At 66.0% G+C, this 19,190-nt stretch carries 21 protein-coding genes; 12 read left to right on the plus strand and 9 right to left on the minus strand.

Features of this window, described 5'->3' with window-relative positions:
• Nucleotides 1-2: 2 nt before the first annotated feature.
• Nucleotides 3-1,616: an N-acyl-D-amino-acid deacylase family protein gene (locus ACOJSI_RS13320; RefSeq protein WP_420138782.1), complete on the minus strand. Its 1,614-nt coding sequence runs from the start codon at nt 1,614-1,616 to the stop codon at nt 3-5.
• 52 nt (nt 1,617-1,668) lie between these two features.
• Here ACOJSI_RS13320 and ACOJSI_RS13325 point away from each other — a divergent pair, with 52 nt between their 5' ends.
• Nucleotides 1,669-3,324, plus strand: coding sequence for an alkaline phosphatase family protein (locus tag ACOJSI_RS13325; RefSeq protein ID WP_420138783.1), 1,656 nt, complete (start codon nt 1,669-1,671; stop codon nt 3,322-3,324).
• Nucleotides 3,325-3,479: 155 nt separating this feature from the next.
• Nucleotides 3,480-3,656, plus strand: coding sequence for a hypothetical protein (locus ACOJSI_RS13330; RefSeq protein WP_420138784.1), 177 nt, complete (start codon nt 3,480-3,482; stop codon nt 3,654-3,656).
• A 36-nt stretch (nt 3,657-3,692) separates the two neighbouring features.
• Here ACOJSI_RS13330 and ACOJSI_RS13335 read toward each other — a convergent pair whose 3' ends face one another.
• On the minus strand, nt 3,693-3,869 hold the full coding sequence (locus tag ACOJSI_RS13335; protein ID WP_420138785.1) for a YegP family protein: 177 nt from the start codon (nt 3,867-3,869) through the stop codon (nt 3,693-3,695).
• A 152-nt stretch (nt 3,870-4,021) separates the two neighbouring features.
• On the opposite strand from ACOJSI_RS13335, the gene ACOJSI_RS13340 reads away from it, so the two are divergent.
• Together ACOJSI_RS13340 and ACOJSI_RS13345 are read left to right on the plus strand one after the other, a co-directional pair.
• Nucleotides 4,022-4,180: a hypothetical protein gene (locus ACOJSI_RS13340; protein WP_420138786.1), complete on the plus strand. Its 159-nt coding sequence runs from the start codon at nt 4,022-4,024 to the stop codon at nt 4,178-4,180.
• A 157-nt stretch (nt 4,181-4,337) separates the two neighbouring features.
• A complete protein-coding gene (locus ACOJSI_RS13345; RefSeq protein ID WP_420138787.1) occupies nt 4,338-4,511 on the plus strand; it encodes a hypothetical protein in 174 nt (57 codons plus the stop codon).
• A 58-nt stretch (nt 4,512-4,569) separates the two neighbouring features.
• On the opposite strand, the gene ACOJSI_RS13350 is transcribed toward ACOJSI_RS13345, so the two are convergent.
• From ACOJSI_RS13350 to hrpB, 5 genes are all read right to left on the minus strand, one after another.
• Nucleotides 4,570-5,160 carry a YdeI/OmpD-associated family protein gene (locus ACOJSI_RS13350; protein WP_420138788.1) on the minus strand — a complete coding sequence of 197 codons (591 nt, stop codon included), beginning with the start codon at nt 5,158-5,160 and terminating at the stop codon, nt 4,570-4,572.
• Nucleotides 5,160-5,459 (minus strand): NADH dehydrogenase ubiquinone Fe-S protein 4, encoded by a 300-nt coding sequence (locus ACOJSI_RS13355; RefSeq protein ID WP_420138789.1) that lies wholly within the window; start codon nt 5,457-5,459, stop codon nt 5,160-5,162. Before ACOJSI_RS13355 ends, ACOJSI_RS13350 begins: the two co-directional genes overlap by 1 nt.
• Before the next feature lie 107 nt (nt 5,460-5,566).
• Nucleotides 5,567-6,709 (minus strand): glutathionylspermidine synthase family protein, encoded by a 1,143-nt coding sequence (locus ACOJSI_RS13360; protein ID WP_420138790.1) that lies wholly within the window; start codon nt 6,707-6,709, stop codon nt 5,567-5,569.
• The gene (locus ACOJSI_RS13365; RefSeq protein ID WP_420138791.1) at nt 6,706-7,098 is read right to left on the minus strand and encodes a hypothetical protein; all 393 of its coding nucleotides are present in this window, start codon (nt 7,096-7,098) and stop codon (nt 6,706-6,708) included. The genes ACOJSI_RS13360 and ACOJSI_RS13365 overlap by 4 nt, the downstream gene beginning before the upstream one ends.
• Before the next feature lie 298 nt (nt 7,099-7,396).
• On the minus strand, nt 7,397-9,817 hold the full coding sequence (gene hrpB / locus ACOJSI_RS13370; protein WP_420138792.1) for an ATP-dependent helicase HrpB: 2,421 nt from the start codon (nt 9,815-9,817) through the stop codon (nt 7,397-7,399).
• A 217-nt stretch (nt 9,818-10,034) separates the two neighbouring features.
• Here hrpB and ACOJSI_RS13375 point away from each other — a divergent pair, with 217 nt between their 5' ends.
• The 5 genes from ACOJSI_RS13375 (at nt 10,035) to ACOJSI_RS13395 (ending at nt 15,470) form a co-directional block, all read left to right on the plus strand.
• Nucleotides 10,035-10,643, plus strand: a complete 609-nt coding sequence (locus ACOJSI_RS13375; RefSeq protein WP_420138793.1) for a thymidine kinase — start codon at nt 10,035-10,037, stop codon at nt 10,641-10,643.
• 140 nt (nt 10,644-10,783) lie between these two features.
• Nucleotides 10,784-12,622 carry a DUF885 domain-containing protein gene (locus ACOJSI_RS13380; RefSeq protein ID WP_420138794.1) on the plus strand — a complete coding sequence of 613 codons (1,839 nt, stop codon included), beginning with the start codon at nt 10,784-10,786 and terminating at the stop codon, nt 12,620-12,622.
• A gap of 105 nt (nt 12,623-12,727) precedes the next feature.
• Nucleotides 12,728-13,447: a Crp/Fnr family transcriptional regulator gene (locus ACOJSI_RS13385; RefSeq protein ID WP_420138795.1), complete on the plus strand. Its 720-nt coding sequence runs from the start codon at nt 12,728-12,730 to the stop codon at nt 13,445-13,447.
• 74 nt (nt 13,448-13,521) lie between these two features.
• Complete coding sequence (locus tag ACOJSI_RS13390; RefSeq protein ID WP_420138796.1) at nt 13,522-14,901, plus strand: sugar porter family MFS transporter; 1,380 nt, start codon at nt 13,522-13,524, stop codon at nt 14,899-14,901.
• 104 nt (nt 14,902-15,005) lie between these two features.
• On the plus strand, nt 15,006-15,470 hold the full coding sequence (locus tag ACOJSI_RS13395) for a hypothetical protein (RefSeq protein ID WP_420138797.1): 465 nt from the start codon (nt 15,006-15,008) through the stop codon (nt 15,468-15,470).
• Nucleotides 15,471-15,506: 36 nt separating this feature from the next.
• Here ACOJSI_RS13395 and ACOJSI_RS13400 read toward each other — a convergent pair whose 3' ends face one another.
• Nucleotides 15,507-16,520, minus strand: coding sequence for a polyprenyl synthetase family protein (locus ACOJSI_RS13400; protein ID WP_420138798.1), 1,014 nt, complete (start codon nt 16,518-16,520; stop codon nt 15,507-15,509).
• A 102-nt stretch (nt 16,521-16,622) separates the two neighbouring features.
• Here ACOJSI_RS13400 and ACOJSI_RS13405 point away from each other — a divergent pair, with 102 nt between their 5' ends.
• From ACOJSI_RS13405 to ACOJSI_RS13415, 3 genes are all read left to right on the plus strand, one after another.
• The gene (locus tag ACOJSI_RS13405) at nt 16,623-16,910 is read left to right on the plus strand and encodes a chorismate mutase (protein ID WP_420138799.1); all 288 of its coding nucleotides are present in this window, start codon (nt 16,623-16,625) and stop codon (nt 16,908-16,910) included.
• 96 nt (nt 16,911-17,006) lie between these two features.
• Nucleotides 17,007-17,927 carry a thymidylate synthase gene (gene thyA, locus ACOJSI_RS13410; RefSeq protein WP_420138800.1) on the plus strand — a complete coding sequence of 307 codons (921 nt, stop codon included), beginning with the start codon at nt 17,007-17,009 and terminating at the stop codon, nt 17,925-17,927.
• On the plus strand, nt 17,924-18,415 hold the full coding sequence (locus ACOJSI_RS13415) for a hypothetical protein (protein ID WP_420138801.1): 492 nt from the start codon (nt 17,924-17,926) through the stop codon (nt 18,413-18,415). Before thyA ends, ACOJSI_RS13415 begins: the two co-directional genes overlap by 4 nt.
• On the opposite strand, the gene ACOJSI_RS13420 is transcribed toward ACOJSI_RS13415, so the two are convergent.
• The gene (locus ACOJSI_RS13420; RefSeq protein ID WP_420138802.1) at nt 18,412-19,140 is read right to left on the minus strand and encodes a DUF3601 domain-containing protein; all 729 of its coding nucleotides are present in this window, start codon (nt 19,138-19,140) and stop codon (nt 18,412-18,414) included. The two genes, ACOJSI_RS13415 and ACOJSI_RS13420, sit on opposite strands and share 4 nt — an antisense overlap.
• Between the last annotated feature and the right edge of the window lie 50 nt (nt 19,141-19,190).

Genomic DNA, 19,190 nt, shown 5'->3' on the forward strand with positions numbered 1-19,190 from the left:
CGTTACGGGCACGTTCCCGGCGTCGGCCGATGCGGCAAGGGCCGCCCTGCCGCACGTCCGGTTAACGCACCATGATCAACCGCAATTTCGCCGTTGACCAGGACGGTCTGCACGCCTGACGCCAGCCGGGTCGGCTGTTCGTAAGTCGCCTGCGCGGCATAGGTCTTCGGATCGAAAACGACGATGTCGGCGAAAGCCCCGGGCTTGAGATGGCCCCGGCCGGCGAGATGGAACCAGTCGGCGGTCACGGCCGAGCTGCGTTCGATGAAGTCGCGCACGCTGATGACGTGATCGGCGACGGCATATTTGGCATATTTGCGTGCGAATGTGCCATAGACGCGGGGATGGCCGGACGAGGCGTCGGAATCGGTCATCACCCACGGCCGGCGCATGAAGGCGGCGATGTCGGCCTCGCTCTGGTTGAAAGAGACGGTGGCGGGATCGGCGATGCGGATGACCGCGATAGCTGCGGCGATCGGATCGACCGACCGGCTCTTGGCGACGCCGGCGAGCGTGCGGTTCTTGAAGGGGCCTTCGACGATCAGCAATTTCTCGGCCCCGCCGCGCTTGCGGAGATTTTCGACCATGCCGGCGCGTAGCCGCGCCTGCAGGGCTGGATCGTCGAATCGCTTGAGCAAGGCGGGGCGGCCGCCATCCTGCGCCCACAGCGGGATGAGCGAGGCGACCAGGCTCGTTCCGCTGGCGGACCAGGGATATTGGCTGGCGGTGATATCGATGCCGGCGCGCTGGGCGGCCTCGATCCTGGCGATGATATCCGGTGCCTCGCCCTGCACATCCACGCCCAGCGCCTTGATGTGCGAGATGTGGATCGGAACATGGGCGTCGCGGCCGATCGCGATCGCCTCGTCCACCGCCGCCTTCAGCCCGACCGTATAGGAGGATTCGTCGCGGATATGGCTGTCATAAGTGCCGCCGCGCTTGCCCGCCTCGGCCGCCAAAGCGACGACCTCATCCGTCTTGGAAAAGCTTTGCGGGGCGTAGAAGAGGCCGGTGGAGAGGCCGAGGGCGCCGTGGCACATCGCATCCGCCACCATAGCACGCATGCGGGCGAGTTCGGCGGGGGTCGGCGCGCGATCCGCCTCCCCCACCACTTTCTCGCGGATCGTGCCGAAGCCGGTATAGGTCGCGTAGTTGATGCCGACCGGCTTGGTGCGCGCCGACCCGAGCACTGCGGCCACGTCTATCGCGCCGCCGCCGTCATTGCCGATGAAGGCGGTGGTGACGCCCTGCATCAGGAAGGCCGGGATCAACCGCTTGGCGGGATCATCGGAAGCGAGGTCGCCGCCCATATGCGTGTGCGGATCGATGAAGCCAGGCGCGACGATCTTGCCCGAGGCATCGATCACGCGCTTTGCCTGGACCGTCAGATGCCGGCCGACCTGACTGATGCGATCGCCACGTATCGCGACATCGCCGATAAAAGGGGCGTCCGATCCAGTGTAGACGGTGCCGCCCCGGATCAGCAGATCAGCCGGGGCCGCGGCGAGAGGCGTGGAAAGCAGGGTGGCGCAGAGACTGCCCAGGATCGCCAGCGTTCGGATCGTCATGGCCCCTGCATAGGCCGGCTTGGGACCTACGAAAACGGGGTCGGTCATGGAATTGAAACATAGAGCCGCGAACGGGAGATTATTCGGGGAGATGAATGACATGGTGCGGGCGCGAATTCGGGTGGCAGCGACTTTGCTGGCGGCCGCGACGGGGATGATATCGGCCGCGGAAGCCGCGCCGCCCCGGCCCAAACTGGTCGTCGCGATCGCGATCGATCAATTTTCCGCCGAGCTTTACGAGCGCTATCGGCCGAGCTTCACCGGGGGACTGAAGCGACTGGGCGAGGGTATCGCCTTCACCGGCTATCAGAGCCATGCCGCGACCGAGACCTGCCCCGGCCATTCGACCATCCTGACCGGGCGCCATCCGGCGGCGACCGGGATCATCGCCAACACCTGGTTCGACACCAAGCGCGGCACCAACGTCTATTGCGTGGCGGTGCCCGGCGCGGCCGATCCGGATGCCCGCGGGCCGCAGAATCTGCGCGTATCCACCTTCGGCGACTGGCTGAAGCAAGCGCAGCCGAAGGCGCGCGTCGTCTCCATCTCCGGCAAGGATCGCGCGGCGATCATGCTGGGCGGCCACAAGGCGGATGCGGTCTATTGGTGGAAAGATGGTGTCGGCTTTACCACCTCCGCTTATGCCGGACCGGCGACGGCGGCCGTGACCGCCCCCGCCGCGGTGTTCGACCATGCGCTGTTCGCGCGCTGGAAGGCGAACCCGCCGCAGCTCTGGCCAACCGAGGTGCCCGCCGCCTGCCGGGCGCTGGAGCAGCCGCACGTCTTCGGCAAGCTGGCAATATCCGGCACGATACCGCCCGATCTGGCGCGCACGGCGGAGGAAGGCGATTTCCTGAATAGCGCCCAGTTCAAGGATCAGCTGCACATCTCCCCGATCTTCGATCCGATGACGCTGGATTTCGTGGACGAGACCATCGATCGGCTGAAGCTGGGCCACGGGCCGGCGACCGATCTGCTGGCCGTCAGCCTGTCCTCCACCGACTATATCGGCCATCGCTATGGCAATGGCGGCGCGGAAATGTGCGTGCAAATGCATGCGCTGGACCAGGCTCTGGGGGCGTTCCTGGCCAAGCTCGACAGGTTGGGCGTGCCCTATGTGGTAGCCTTGACGGCCGATCATGGCGGCAATGACGCGGCCGAACGCGTCGTCGAACATGGGATCAAGGCCGAGCGCATCGACCCGGCGGCCTTCGTCAAGGCGCTCAACGACGCGCTGCAGGCGCAATTGGGCCTGACCTCAAAGCCCATCGTCGGCGACGATCCGCAGCAACTAACCATCAATGTCGGTCCCGATCCTGCGCTGCGGGCCAGGGTGCGCGATGCCGCGGTGGCCTGGCTGAAGCAGCGCCCCGAGGTTGCGGCGGTCTTCACGGCCGACCAGACCGCCGCCGCCGTGCCGCCACGGGGCAAGACGCCCGATCAGCTGACGGTGCTGGAACGCTTCCACGAAAGCTATGACAAGGAACGGAGCGGCGACATCCAGGTCGAATTGTCGGAACATGCAAGCATCGGCATGCCGCGCCGCCCCGGCGACAATGTCGCCGGCCATGGCAGCCCGTGGGATTATGACCGGCGCGTGCCGATCCTGTTCTGGTGGCCGGGCATTGCCGCCGAGCCGCGCGCGGACCCAATCGAAACGGTCGACATCGCGCCGACGCTGGCGGCGATCGTCAAGGTGCCGACGCCGCAGGTGGACGGCAAATGCCTGGCGAGCGTGGCGGAACGCTGCCGCTAGCGGCCGACAGCCAACGTCGACCGGGGCCGCGAGAAAAACCTCCACAGCGGCGCATCTTTTCCCGAATGTTATACGCTAACACTGCAAGAATGTTGGATATATTAAAGAATTAGCTGGCGATCCGGCTAGCCTCCTCCTTCGTGATGGAGGCGGAAATGACCCGGACCGAAGAGCAATCCTATTTCGCCCAATGCGCGCAACAATGTCTGATGCTGGCGGAGCGTGCGATCGATCCTAGCGCGCGCAACGCGCATCTTCGGCTGGCGGAACTTTATGCCCGCCGCGCCGAGGCTGCATTGAAGACGGATCCTTACCGGCCGGCCCTACGGTGATGCTGCCCCGCCCTAGTCGGCCGGCTTTCCAGCAAGTCAGCTCTTGTCGACGATCTCGGCAGCCGGACCGTTTTTCTTGATCGATTCGATCGCGTGCTGCGCGCTCGACTTCGAGCTGTAGCCTTCGGTCGAGAAGATGGTTTCCGCATTATATTTGAAGCGGACCCGAAACTCGCCGGCCTTGTCCTTATGGATCTCGAACATGTGTGCCATTCTCGCTCTCCTGTACGACTGCCCGAGGCTGCGCCCGGGGCCGGAGACTGGCAAGCACAAGCCGATCCACCGGAACGGCAGCGGAATGGTCGGCGATTGGGCCTGATTGCGGATCGGTAGCGCGCGGCATCGTCCTCCGCTAAGGCCGCGCCATGGCCGATCCATCGATCAAGCAATTGCAGGGCGAGCGGAACCGGCTCTGGGCGGAAGCGCGACGCAAGGGATTGCCAGTCGGCTCGCCCCAGCGCGATCGTATTGCCCAGCTCGACGCACAGATCCGCGATCTAAAGGCTGCTGCCGCGCCTAAATAGAACCGAAATGGTCCCTATTGATGTAGGTCAGTGGTAGGGCAATATCCCTTGGGCTATAGTTCGGCGATCGGTGCCGACTCGTTACGCAGGCGTGGCGCCGAGACAGCGGACTGTGCGAACAGCAGGCTGCCGCTTGTAGGGCGAGAGGAGCGTGGCCATGCCCGCGCGTAAAGACGATCAGCAATATTTTCTGCAGCGCGAGCGTGACGCGCGGCTGATGGCGGAGCAATCGAGCGATCCGGCGGTGCATGCCATCCATCTCCGCTTTGCCGATGCTTATGCTCGCCGCGCCCGCGCCGAAGCTACCCGCGACAGCCAGGTTGCCGCCTGAGGCCACGGGCCTCTGTTGAGCCGGAACACTTTCCGATAACGCCTGCCGCGGGCCGGCTTCATTTCTGATATTTCCAGTTGCGCGGCTTCCCCTCCGCAAGCCATTCGATCGCTTGCGCCACGCGCGCGGCCCGGGTCTCGGCTCGCTTCGCTTCCCCGATCCACGCGCAATAATCGCGGCGGTTGCTGGCGGAGAGGCCGTCGAAAACCGCCTTCGCGGCCGGGGATGCGGCCAATGCCGTCGCCAGCGCGTCCGGCACCGGCAATTCCGCGCGAGCCGCCTTGGCGCGTACGGATTTGCCCGCCGCGATTGTCGCCAGCGACTCCCGGATCGCCTGCTTCACCGTAGCATCGTCCGGCAGGTCGGCCACGCTCGTCAGCTTGCCGAACTGGCCCAACCCATCCTGATCGCGGCTGGTTTCCCTCCCCGTCTCGCCGAGATGCCACAGGACGAGGGAGGCATGCGCCTTGAATGCCGCCATCCCGGCGAACATCCGGCCCTGATGTTCGAAGAACGGCCGGCTCCACTTGATCGTCTCGTCCACCGCAGGGCAGACGTCGTGGATCACAGCGCGGATATGCTGCAGGATCGGCCGGGCGAACGGCGGGGCAGCGTCGATATAAGCGTCGATCCGAAGATCGCGCCCCATCAGACCAGGTCGGGACCGCGGAAATTCTCGGCATAGGCCTGCAGCTTGAGCGGCCGCTCAAGCTGCCCCTGCATGACATGATAGGTCAGGCCGTGCTTGTCGGCATAGGCCTTGGCCGCATCCAGCGTCGGGAAGCTCAGGCGTACCTGCTCGCGCGTATCGCCCGATCCGGCCCAGCCGGTCAGCGGATCCGGACGCTTCGGCTCGGCCGGCTCATATTCCAACAGCCATGCGCCTTCGTGGGCGCGGCCGGATTGCATGCTGCTCTTGATGCGCGGGCGGATACGGGCGTGGACCATGCGCGCAGCGATACCGTGCCGTCGTTACGGGTCAAGGCTTACCGTCATGCTGAACGTGCGTCAGCGCCCATCGCGAGGCAGGTGCGCAAGCTTCGGAGGCGCTGCGCCTACCCAATCACATGGGGCACGAACCGTGCCATATTGCCCGTGATCAGCCCATCCTCGCGAATGCCCATCCCGGCGGGCGCTCCGTCGACAATCCAGCTACCGATCACCGGATAACAGCCCGGCGCCGTCTGCGGCAGATCGTACAGTGCCTGATAGATGGTGTGGCTATCCTGATATGCGCCGGAGCTGGCCGCGATCACCGTGGCGTCGCGATGGATCACGACGTTCGCGCCCTCACGCGACAAGGCGGGTTTGGTCACGACGTCGCCGCCCAGCGGGCTGTAGCTCGCCGGCAGCAGATTGGGGTGGTCGGGAAACATCGACCAGAGCACCGGCAAGATCGCCTTGTTGCTCCAGATCATCTTCCAAACCGGCTCCATCCAGATGGTCCGATCCAGGCTCTCCAGCAGGTTGCGGCCGAACTGCTCATCCGTCAGCCATTCCCACGGATAGAGTTTGAAAATGGTGGTCATGACCTGTTCGTCGAGGTCGACGAACAGGCCCTGCTGGCGATCCCAGCCGATATCGTCGATCGCGATCGCCTTGGTCTTCAGCCCGGCTTCCTCGGCCGTGTCGCGCAAATAGGCGACCGTCACCGTATCCTCGCCGACCGCATCCGCGACATGCGCGAAATGGACCTGGCGATCGGGCACGAGGGAGCGCAGATCCGCCCATTTGCCCACCAGTCGCTGATGCAGGCTGTTGAACTGATCCGTGTTCGGCAGCACGTCCTGCTTCCAATCCCACTGGATCACCGACGCTTCCAGCAGGGAGGTTGGCGTGTCGCAGTTGAATTCGAACAGCTTCGGCGGCCCGTCGCCGCGATAGCCAAGATCGAAGCGTCCGAAGTTCAGCGCGGGCGGCTCGTCGCGCCAGGCATCGCGGATGGCATCATGCCAGTCCGGGGGAATGCCGAAGACCGCCAGCGCCTTGGGATCGTCGATCACCGCCTGCCCTGCTTCCAGGAACAGCCGGTACAGTTCGGCGGTCGCCCCCTCGATCAGATCCACCTCGATCCGGTCGAAGCGATAGAATGTGCCCTCGTCCCAATACGGCTTGCCGTCGGTGCTGTGCCAGATCAACCCGCGCGCCTCGACCCGACTTTGCCAGTCAGGCCGCGGGGCCACCGTGTCGCGGATCACTCGCCGAAGCTTCCGAAGCTGCGTGCCGAAGAGCCGAAGCCGCCGCGTGAGATCGCCGCGCTTCGCGTCATTGCCGTGCGCACCGGCGCGTGGAAATAGGTGGCCCCGGCCGTGCGCGTGAACGATCCGCCGCGGACGCGCTCGCCATAATAAGGGATCGCGCTGTTACGGCCGAGATAATACCACAGGAAGGCCGTCCCGACGCCTGCGCCGAGATGATGGTTCTGGCCAACGGATTGGCATTGCGCATCCGGCACGCGGGTGCCGTTCTTATCGGCGCAGATCGCCGTATTCTGCTCGGCCGTCCATTCCTTGGCCGGCTGATCGCACGCCGCCAGCGTAATCGCCGACGCTGCCGCCAGCGTGATATTGAGGTGGATCGTCTTCATTCTGCCCCTGCCTATCCCCTTACACATAGTGACGGGCGGGCAGGCGGCAATGATTTCAGCCAAATCTGCCGGCCGATCGGCTGAGTTATAGAGATATCGACGGTGCGGCCCTCTCCTTCGATACGGGCTCTCGCTACGCGGCTAAAGCCGCTACTCGATCCCTACTCAGGACGAACGGTTGTGGTGAGGACCCCGTCCGCCGCCGTTCGTGCTGAGTAGCGATCGAGTAGGCCCGCAGGGTCGTAGCGAGGGCGCGTATCGAAGCACCCCTAGCCAACGTAAGAATAGTCTTCCGGCGCTACCGTCCGCTCGCCTTCTTCGTTCGCAGGGTCGGATCGGCCTGGGTCGGATCTTCCGGCCAGGGATGGCGCGGGTAGCGGCCGCGCATCTCCTTCGCCACCGCCGCCCAGCTCCCCCTCCAGAAGCCGGGCAGGTCGCGGGTCGTCTGGATCGGCCGTCCGGCGGGCGAGGTCAGCCGCAGCACCAAAGGTGTGGTGCCGATCATCGGGTGGCTTGCCAGACCGAACAGCGCCTGCACGCGCAATTCGACCGCCGGACCGCCCTCCGCGCCATAATCGATCGGGTGGGTCGTGCCCAACGGCGAGGTGAAAGATGCCGGCGCCTGGGCATCGATCGCCTGCTTGCCCTCCCACCCCATGAGGTTTTCCAGCGCATGGACGAGCGCCGAGCCGGATATGTCGCCGAGCCGCCTTTTGCCCTCGACCAAGGGCGGCAACCATTCGTCCAATCGCTGGATTAGCGCGGCGTCGGACAGGTCGGCGCCGCCGACATAGGCGGCACGTTGACGCAGCGCCCGCGCGGCATCGGACCATGGCAGACGATCAACGCCATGTACGCGGACGCCTTCGACCAGGGCCGCGGCGATCTCGGCCGGATCCGCAGTAGCGTCCTGGCCGGAGGAGAGACGAATTGCGCCCAACCGGCGTTCACGCGTGGCGGTCACGCCCCCGGTCGCGGGATCGAAGCGCACCGTCTGCCTTGTTTCGATCCGCTCGGAGAACAGGCTCTCGACCTCAGCCGCGGCGAGCGGCGCGGCCGACAGGATCCGCGCCCCCGCGGCGGCGCCCTGCGTCTCCGCGACGGCCAGCCACTCGGCGCGTGCGAGCGAAGAGGCCGGGTCTAGTCGGAAGCCACGCCCGCCGGCGGCGATCCAGTCGCCGCCGTCCGCGCCGCGCCGCTTGGCGACCCGATCGGGAAAAGCGAGCGCGACGCAGGCGCCGATCGGCCCCTGCCCGGCAGCGCCGCCCGCCATCCGCTGCCAGCGGTGCGCAAGGTCCCGCGCTGCATCGGCCCGCCGCCCCTTCTCGCTGCGCCAGCGTCGCAGCCGCGTTTCCAGATCGGGATCGTTGCCACCGCCCAGCCCCTGCTCCGACAGCAACACCGCCACCTCGGCTGCGGTGCGCCCCCAGCCATGGTCGCCCGCTGCCACCAGCATATGGCCCAGACGCGGGCTGACCGGCAGCCGCGCGACCGTGCGGCCATGCGCTGTCGGTCGCCCTTCGGCGTCGATCAGCCCGAAGGTCTCCAGCCGCCGCTTCGCCTCAGCCACGGCCGGCGTGCTCGGGGGATCGATCCAGCGCAACTGCCCAGGATCACTCACGCCCCAGATCGCGCAGGCGAGCACCAGGCCGGACAGATCGGCCTCGGCAATTTCGGGCGGATCGAACGGCGCGAGGCCCGCCGTCGCCGCTTCTTCCCACAAGCGAAAGACAGTGCCCGGCGCCTGCCGCCCGGCGCGGCCCGCCCGCTGCGTCGCCGCTGCCTGACTGACACGCTCGGTCGAGAGCCGCGTCATGCCGGCCGCGCGATCATAACGCGGCCGCCGTGCCAATCCCGAGTCGACGACTGTGGAGACGCCGTCCAGCGTCAGGCTGGTTTCGGCGATGGCCGTGGCCAGCACCAGCTTGCGCCTGCCCGGCGCCTCCGCGCGGATCGCGGCGCGCTGCGCACCCGGCTCCAGCGATCCGTGCAACCGGTGCAGCACTACCTCGGCCTGCAATCCGGCCAGCCGCTCGGCGGTCCGTTCGATCTCGGCCACGCCCGGCAGGAAGGCGAGCACGCCGCCTGTGGTCTCAGCCAGAGCGAGGCGGATGGCGGGTGCCATATCCTCCTCGATCCTCTGTTCGCGCCGCCCCAGATAGATATGGTCGATCGGGAAGCTGCGGCCCGCACTCTCGATCACGGGTGCCCCGCCGAGCAGCCGCGCGAACCGCTCGCCGGCGAGCGTCGCCGACATGGCGACCAGCCGCACATCGGGCCGCAGCGCCGCCTGCACATCCAGTGCGAGCGCCAGACCGAAATCGCCATCCAGGCTGCGCTCATGCACTTCGTCGAACAGGACCGCACTGATCCCGGCCAATTCCGGGTCCGCCTGCACCATCGCGACGAAGATGCCTTGCGTTACCACCAGCAACCGCGTCGCGGCCGATTGCCGGCTGTCGAGACGAGTGGCGTAGCCGATCCGGCCGCCGACCGCCTCCCCCGCCAGATCCGCGATCCGCTCCGCCGCCGCCCGCGCCGCGATACGTCGTGGCGACAGCAGGAGTATGCGGCCCGTGCACCATGGCTGGTCCAGCAAAGCAGGCGCGACCGCGGTCGTCTTGCCCGCCCCGGGTGGCGCCACCAGCACGGCGCTGCTGCGCGTTTGCAGCGCGGCAAGCAGTTCGGGCAGCACAGCATGGATCGGAAGCTGGGTCACGTTGCGAGATTAGGGCAGTTTGCCCTCATCACCCACCCCGTTCGTATCGAGTAGGTTCGAGCTTGCCGAGAACCGTATCGAGATATCGGCAGTGCCAGCTCCCCTCGATACGGCGTCTCGGTACGCTGCTCCCGCAGCTACTCGACACCTACTCGGGACGAACGGGTTGGAAATCGATGCGCTTCAAACCCGCCACGCGATCCGCCATAGGCCATCGATGGCCAAGCTTTATTTCTATTATGCCTCGATGAATGCGGGGAAATCGACGACGCTGCTGCAGGCCGATTTCAATTATCGCGAGCGCGGCATGACGACGATGTTGTGGACCGCCGCGATCGACGATCGCTTCCGCGCCGGCACCATCACCTCACGCATCGGGTTGGAAGCGGAGGCCAACCTGTTCGCCGGCGACACCGATCTGGCCGCGGCCATCCTGGCGCAGCATGATCGCACGCCGCTCAGCTGCGTGCTGGTGGACGAGGCGCAATTCCTGACGCGCGATCAGGTGCTTCAGCTCGCCGCCATCTGCGATCGGGCCGGCATCCCCGTGCTCGCCTACGGCCTGCGCACCGACTTCCAGGCGCAATTGTTCGAGGGCAGTCAGTGGCTGCTCGCGCTTGCCGACAGCCTGAACGAGATCAAGGCCGTCTGTGGCTGCGGCCGCAAGGCGACCATGAATCTGCGCGTCGACGCGTTGGGCCAGGTCGCGCGCGAAGGAGCGCAGACCGAGATTGGCGGCAACGATCGCTACGTTGCCATGTGCCGGCGCCATTTCATGGCGGCCCATCGCGACGGCGCGCTTCCGCAATTCGCTTCGAACGTCTAGCCAGGCAGGACTTCCGTTCGTCCCAAGCAAGTCGAGGGGCATCGCCGAGCGCAGCCGAGGCTTCTCGCTACGCTCGAACATGCGTTTCGACCGCGCTGGACGCGAACGGCCTCATAGCAAGGTACCAGGAGGCCCGTCCCATGCTCACCACTCGTCGCGAATTGCTGGCCGGCGCCGGCGCGGTTGGCGTGGCGGCGGCCGTGCCCGCTTTGGCGCAAGCCCCGGCCGCGCCTGGGGACGGGCAGGCGATCGCCTATCTCGACACGATCGCAGAGGAATTGCTGCGCGACTTCCCGGAAAGCGCGGCGGGGCTGGGCATCGACAAAGGTGCCCGCATGGCGCTGCATAGCCAGCTTGGCGATCGCAGCCGCGACGCCGACCGCACGCGCGCCGACCGTGCCGGCGCGCGGCTGGCCCAATTGAAGGCGATCGACCGGACACGCATCTCGCCCGCCATCGCGCTGGATCTGGACGTTTGCCAGAGTGCCCATGCGCTGGCGGTCGAGGGGTGGCGGACGATGCCGGTTGGCGATGTCGCCATCTTCAACAGCAATAACAGTTATCGCAGCACCCCCTATGTCGTGTCCCAGAATACAGGTGCCTATGTCGAGCTGCCGGACACGCTGGAAAACCATCACGACGTTGCCAACGCCGCCGATGCCGAAGCCTATCTCGCACGCATCGCGGCCTATGCCCGTGCCCTCGATGGCGAGACGGGCCGGCTCAACGCCGATCAGGCGCAGGGCGCGATCCTGCCGGGGTTCCTCAACGATATCGCGGTGCGGCAGCTGCATGGCATGCGCGACCAGCCCGCCGATCAATGGGGCCTTGTCGAGACGTTCAAGACCAAGGTTTCCAAGGCCGGACTGGCCGCCTCCTACGCCGACAAGGCGGCCGGCATGATCCGCCAGCAGGTTGCGCCCGCGCTGGATCGACAAGCGGCGGCGCTTGCCGCCGTCCGTTCCAAGGCGAGCGACGTGCCGGGCATCTGGGCGCGACCGGGCGGAGAGGCTTATTATACGTGGCTGGTAAAGGCCGGCACGACCACCAACGCGACGCCGGACGAACTTCACCGCCTTGGCATCGAGCAGAATGCCGCGCTCAACGCGCAGATCGACACGCTGCTGAAGGCGCAGGGCATGAGCAAGGGCAGCGTCGGTGAGCGGCTGACGGCGCTGTCCAAGCGTCCGGATCTGCTCTTCTCCAACGACGACGCCGGGCGGGCCAAGCTGCTCGCCTATCTGAACGGCCGGATCGCCGACATCCGCACCCGCCTGCCGCGGGCGTTCGCGACGATGGTGAAGGGCAATCTGGTCATCAAGCGCGTGCCCCCGGCCATCCAGGACGGCATGCCCGACGGCTATGCCGGCCCCGGCGCGATCGACGGCAGCACGCCGGGTGTCTATTTCATCAACCTGAAGGATACCGCCAACTGGCCGCGTTATTCGCTGCCGACGCTCTGCTATCATGAGGGCATTCCCGGCCATATCTGGCAGGGCGAATATACTTATAAACTGCCGCTGATCCGCTCCCTGCTGGCCTTCAACGCCTATTCGGAAGGCTGGGCGCTCTATTCCGAACAGCTTGGCGACGAGCTCGGCGCCTATGCCGACGATCCGCTCGGCAAGATCGGCTATCTCCAGTCGATCAACTTCCGTGCCTGCCGGCTGGTGGTGGATAGCGGTATCCATGCCAAGCGCTGGGGCTTCGATCAGGCGCTGGACTGGTTTTCGCAAGGGACAGGCCAGCCGCGCGAACAATTGCGTGGTGAGCTCAATCGCTATTGCTCCTGGCCGGGCCAGGCCTGCGGCTACAAGATGGGGCATAATGAGATGAACCGCCTGCGCACCAAGGCGCAATCGAAGCTGGGCGCGAAATATGATCTGCGCCGCTTCGACGACGCCATCGTGCTGGGCGGCAACATGCCGCTGACGATGCTGGAGCGCGTGGTGGATCGCTACATCGCTGCGCAAGGCTGATCCGGCGCGGCCCGCCGCGCCGGCAGGTCGAACCACTTGTGACGACGCGCGTTAGGTCCGCATGACCATTGACTTTCCCAAGCGGGCGACCGGCCGGGCGCTATCGTGATCGAACGGCATTTGATGAAGCTGCGCGCGCGCGATCGCGTCAGCGCGGAAGAAGAGCAGGCCATTCGCAGCGCGCTGGGCCCGGTCAAAACCTTTCCGGCCGATCAGGTCGTCATCCGCGAGGGCGAACAGCTGAGCGCGAGCACGCTGCTGCTCGACGGAATGATGTGCCGCTACAAGGATCTCAACAACGGCCAGCGCCAGATCACCGAATTGCATGTGCCCGGCGACTTCGTCGATCTCCACAGCTTCACCCTGAAGCGGCTGGATCATCACATTCTGGCGCTCACCGCCTGCCGCGTCGTGGAAGTCCCGCACGACCGGCTGGAGGCGATCACGGAAGAGCATCCGCATCTCACCCGCCTCTATTGGTTCGCGACCTGCCTGGACGCTGCGATCCATCGCGAATGGGAAGTGTCGCTCGGCCGCAGGACCGCGCTGGCCAAGATCGCGGCCCTCTTCTGCGAAATGCGGGTGCGGTTCGACGTCGTCGGCATGACCGACGGCGATTCCTATGCGCTGCCGCTCACGCAAATGGACCTGGCGGAATGCCTGGGGCTGACCGCCATCCACGTCAACCGCACGCTCAAGGAGCTGCGCGAACAGAATCTTGCCCAATTCAAAGCCGGCCAGGTCACCATCCTCGATCTGCCGCGGCTGGAGCGGGTGGCGCAGTTCAATCCTGATTATCTCTATCTGGATCGGCAACCCCGCTGAGGAAGCCGCGCCGTGCAATCGACTTTGCAGCCATGACGGATCATGGTCGCGCGTCCAGCGGGAGATAAGGGTTCATGGCGATCGTGACGCAGCCGGCAAGCGCAGACCCTGGCCAGGAGCCGTCTTTGCTCCACCCCGGCCTGCTGGCCTGCATCGCGACCGCCGCTTTGGCGGGCCTGCTGTTCGGGTTCGACACGGCCGTCATTTCCGGCACCACCGAGTCGCTGCGCAGCCAATATGGGCTGAGCGACGTGTGGCTGGGGGTCACCGTATCCTCTGCCTTATGGGGCACCTTGGTCGGCGCGCTGGGCGCCGGCATCCCGGGCGACCGGTATGGCAGCCGCAACACGTTGCGGGTGCTCGCGCTCTTCTACGTGGCCGGCGGGCTGGGTTGCGGGCTGGCCTGGAGCTGGGAATCGCTCGTCTTCTTCCGCGTCATTGCCGGGCTCGCTGTGGGCGGATCGTCGGTGCTGGCGCCGGTCTATATCGCCGAGATTTCGCCGCCGGCGAAGCGCGGGCGGTTGGTCGCATCGTTTCAGTTCATGGTGATCTTCGGCATCCTCGCGGCCTATCTGTCCAACGCGATCATCGCGTCTGCTGGCCTGGGTACGGAGGATTGGCGCTGGAAATTCGGCGTTTCGGCCGTGCCGGCGCTGATCTTCCTGCTGCTGCTCCTGCGCATCCCCAACAGCCCGCGCTGGCTGGTGGCGCGAGGCCGGCTTGCCGAAGCCGTACGGGCGCTGGCCCAGGTCGGCATCGACCCGGTGCGCGCCGAACGTCAGGCGGAGGAGATCGGCGCCACGCTGGCGGTGCGCACAGAGCGCGCCACATTGTCGTGGCGCAGGCATCGCAAACCCATCCTGCTCGCGATCATGGTCGCCGGCTTCAATCAGCTCTCCGGCATCAATGCGCTGCTTTATTATCTCAACGACATCTTCGCGCATGCGGGCGGCCGGCTTTCGCCCGATGTGCAGGCGGTGATCATCGGCGCGGTCAATGCGATCTTCACCGCGGTGGGCATGGCGCTGATCGATCGCGTCGGCCGGCGGACGCTGCTGCTGGTCGGTTCGATCGGCATGGCGACCTGCCTGATCGTCGCCGGCTTCGCCATGGGCCACATCTTGCCCGGCTGGCTGGTGCTGCCCGCACTGATCGGCTTCATCGCCTTCTTCGCGCCGAGCACCGGGGCGGTGATCTGGGTCTATATTTCGGAGGTTTTCCCGACATCGGTGCGCGGCCGCGGCAGCGCGGTCGGCGCCTCTACCCATTGGGGCCTGGACGCGGTGATCGCCGCAACCTTCCCGGCTGTGGCAGCCATTTCGGTCAGCCTGCCCTTTTTCGTCTTCGCGGCGATGATGCTGGTGCAGTTCATCGTCGTGCTGACCTATTTCCCCGAAACGAAGGGCGTTTCGCTGGAAGAGATGGAGCGCAATCTTGGGGTGACGCGCGACTAGACGTCTCGATCGAGACTATCCGGCGGACCTCCGCCATTGTTTTAGGTGATTGCAAAGCTTCGAAAACAATCGCACCAAATCCGCAACACATTGGGGGGATGACAATGCGATTGGTGTTGCTGTCGGTATTGGCCTTTTGCGCATCAACCGCGCAGGCTGAGACACTGCATCTTATCTGCGTCGGCGACGGCGCCGCGAATAAGGCCACCCAGCAGAACGGCTACTTCCACGATTCAGACGGATATAGTGCGCGCGCCGAGGTGACAGGCCAACGCTCGCAGGCCTTCAGCGATCAAGCGGATATCGAAATTGAAGGCAGTACCGGTCGAATCCGCATGCCCCGGGTCATGCTGCCGCCCATCCATGGCGGGAAGGACGGCTGGATGGATATCGAGAAATTATCGATCTCCGATCGCGAAATCACAGGCAGCGTCGGCGTCAATTTCATGAACAGCCCAAAGCTGCGGATCGACCGCATCACGAGCATGGTGAGCATGGCTGGAAAGGCAGGAAACTTTGCTGGCCGTTGCAGCGCCTACGATCCGGACAAAGCCCAGCGCGCGTTCTGACGCGCTGGCGGGGCTGGGTAAGCCGTTGGCCGACGATCAATAGGCCCGGGCGACCGCGAATTCGACCGCTTCGATCAGCGCCGCCTTGGCGGGCCCCGATCCGATGCCCGCCAATGCGTCGATCGCGCGCTGGCCATAATGGCGGGCGCGCGCGAGCGTATCGGCGATGGCGTCGGTCTGCGTGAGCAGGGTCGTGGCATGGGCCAGATCGGCGTCGGACGCGCGATGGCCTTCCATCGCCTCGCGCCAGAAACGGCGTTCCACATCGGATCCCCGCGCATGCGCCAGGATCACCGGAAGGGTCACCTTGCCGTCGCGGAAATCGTCGCCGGTATCCTTGCCCATCGTCGCCTCGTCGGAGGCATAGTCGATCGCGTCATCGACCAGCTGGAAGGCGATCCCCAGATTGCGGCCATAGGAATCGAGCGCTTCCTCGATCGCCAGATCCCGCTCCGCCACGATCGCGGCGATGCGGCAGGCGGCGGCGAACATGGCCGCCGTCTTGGCGCCGATGATGTCGAGATAGCGTTCCTCGCTGGTTTCGATCCGCCGTTGCGCGGTGAGCTGATTGACCTCGCCCTCGGCGATGACAGCGCTGGCGTGCGACAGCGTCTTCAATACGCGCAGCGAGCCGTCCTCGACCATCAGCTCGAACGCGCGGCTGAACAGGAAATCGCCGACCAGAACGCTGGCAGGGTTGCCCCAGATGATGTTCGCCGTGCGTTTCCCGCGGCGCAGGCCGGATCCGTCCACGACATCGTCATGCAGCAGGGTTGCGGTGTGAATGAACTCCACCGCGGCGGCGAGCTTGTGGTGCCGGCCGCCCGGGTAATCCAGCAACCTTGCGCAGGCGAGCGTCAGCATTGGGCGCATCCGCTTGCCGCCGCCGGCGATCAGGTGACCTGCCAGTTCCGGGATCAGCGGCACGTCAGATTGCATGCGTGCCAGGATCACGCTGTTGACCTGATTCATGTCTGCCGCGACGAGCTGGATCATCGGATCTAGCGACGGCGCGGATTTGCGATGCAGCGTTGTTACCGTGGCGACCATGTCGCGCGCTTAGGCCTGTCTACCTCTTAAAGGCAAGCGCGCCCCTTGCGCGCGAGGCATTCCGCGACGCATGGGGACGCCCGGTGGGATGGAGGAATCAGAGTGTCCGACGCTAAGCTCGACGAATACCGGCAGAGCATCGACAATATCGATGCGGCGTTGATCTTCATGCTGGCGGAACGGTTCAAGGTCACGCAGGCGGTCGGTCGCTACAAAGCGGCGGCGGGCCTGCCCCCGGCCGATCCCGGCCGCGAAGCCGATCAGATCGCACGGCTGCGCAAGCTGGCGCAATCGGCCCATCTCGATCCCGATTTTTCGGAAAAATTCCTGCGCTTCGTCATCGATGAGGTCATTCGCCACCACGAACGCGTGCGGGACGGCCAGGCGTAACGGCCCCGGTTGGTCCCCGAACGGCTCGCCGGCGAAACCGGGTCGGGTGACGGTTCAGCAGTTGGCCCCCGGCGAGCGAGCCGCTAAGCCCGCCTTATGCATTACGAACAGCAATATCTCGATCTGCTGCGGCAGGTCTGGGAAACCGGTGACGAGCGGCGCGACCGCACGGGGGTCGGCACGCGCAGCCTGTTCGGCGCGCAGCTCCGCTTCGATCTGTCCGACGGCCAGGTCCCGCTCCTCACGACCAAGCGGGTCGCGTGGAAGACCGCCGCGCGGGAATTGCTCTGGTTCCTGAGCGGATCGACCAACATCCAGCCGCTGGTCGCGAACAAGGTCCATATCTGGACGGACTGGCCGCTGGATCGCTACCGCCGCGCGACCGGCGAGACGATCGATCGGGACGCATTCGAGGCGCGGATCCTGGAGGACGAAGCCTTCGCCGCGGAATGGGGCGAGCTGGGCCCGGTCTATGGCAATCAATGGGTCGACTGGCCGCGCTATGAAGCGGCGGATATGCCCGGCCTGTACAAGCGCGGCGTCGGCATCAACCAGATCGCGGCGCTGGTCGACAGCCTCCGCAACAATCCGGCGTCGCGCCGCCACATTTTCACCGGCTGGAATGTGGCCGAGCTAGAGGGGATGGCGCTGCCGCCCTGCCACATGACCTACCAATATCATGTATCGGGCGGCAAATTGTCCGGCATGCTGTGGCAGCGATCGTGCGACCTCGGCCTGGGCTTCGCCTTCAACGTCTTCTCGGCGTCCTTGCTGATCGCGATGCTGGCCCAGCAGTGCGATCTGGAGCCGGGCGAACTGATCTGGAGCGGCGGCGACGTCCACATCTACCTGAACCATCACCATCTGGTCGAAGAGCAATTGGCGCGAACGCCGGCCGGCGCGCCGCGCTTGCGCCTGCTGCGTAAGCCACCGACCATTTTCGACTATGCCATCGAGGATTTCGACGTGACCGACTATGCCCCCCAGGCCCATATCGCCGCGCCGGTGGCGGTATGAAGAGGTCGCTTGCACTGATCCTGCCGCTGATGGTCGCGGCCTGCTCCACGCCCGCCCCCCCGCCGCCGCGGCAGGTGGCGGCGGCACCCACACCTCCGCCGCCGCCCCCGCCGCCGCCGACGGACTGGCGGGACCGGCCCTATACGCCGGGCCTGTGGCGCTACGCCGATCGCACGGCGACGTTCGGTCCGGCGGGAACCACGCCCGTGCTGACGGTCCGCTGCGATGCTGGCCGTCGGATGGTGACCCTCTCCGTATGGGGCAGCGCGCCCTCTCTTACGATCCGCACCTCCTATGCGGAGCGGACCTGGCCGGCGCAGCCCAGTGGCGACGGCCGCACGGTAGTGACGTTCAGCCCGACCGATCCAACGCTCGACCAGATCGCGTTCAGCCGCGGCCGCTTCTCGGTGGCCGGCCCCGGCATTGCGGAAATCGACGTTCCGGCCTGGGCCGAGCCGGCGCGCGTGATCGAGGACTGTCGCAGCTAATCCGGCTGCGACCGCCCCGCCTCGCCCGACACCAGGCTCTCCGGCGCCACCTGCGCATGGTAGGCGATCTCCAGCCGATCGATCATGTCCGCGCGCGCTGTCAGCGGCTCCTGCCCGGCAGGCATGACGAAGCGGCGACCCTTGCGATAGCCGAACAGCACCCGATCCGCCCCGAGCGAAAGCGACCAGGTCGCGCCTGCGCCGACCCAGGCGAGGTAATTGGCGGAGAGGACCGCCCGCGCCACCATGGCCGCATCGGCGTCGCGCGCAACCTGCAGCGTCGACCAGTGGGGCGCCAGCACATCGTCCCCCATGCACACGCTGTCGCGGGTCATCAGCAACGTCCAGTGACGGCCTTCGCCCTGAGCCGGCAAGACATAGTCTTCGAGATGGTTGAGGATCTGCCCCTCGGCTTCCGCGCGCCATTGGAGGCGGAGCTGTCGCTCCGCACCGTCCGCGCCCTTCACGAACAGCGACACACCATCTTCATAGGGCAGGAAGTTCGAGCGAAGGAATGTCCAGCTCTCCCCCACCGGATGGTCGACGCCGTCATGATCGACGAAGCTGCGAACAACCCGATAGCGGTCACCAGGGCGCAGAAAGAGGAACGGCTCGGCAGCACGGCCCTTCTGCCGCTTGAACCATCCGAACATCCGCGCCTCCGCATCGACAGTAGCAAAAGTGGGGCGCGCGCGGCGGTCCGGGCCTGGCGCGAAGCGCAGCATCCTGACGTCAAAATAATTGAAATCAAGCCTTGTTCGCAGGGCGCGAATGA

The sequence above is a fragment of the Sphingomonas sp. genome (assembly GCF_048595155.1).
GTDB lineage: Bacteria > Pseudomonadota > Alphaproteobacteria > Sphingomonadales > Sphingomonadaceae > Sphingomonas_I.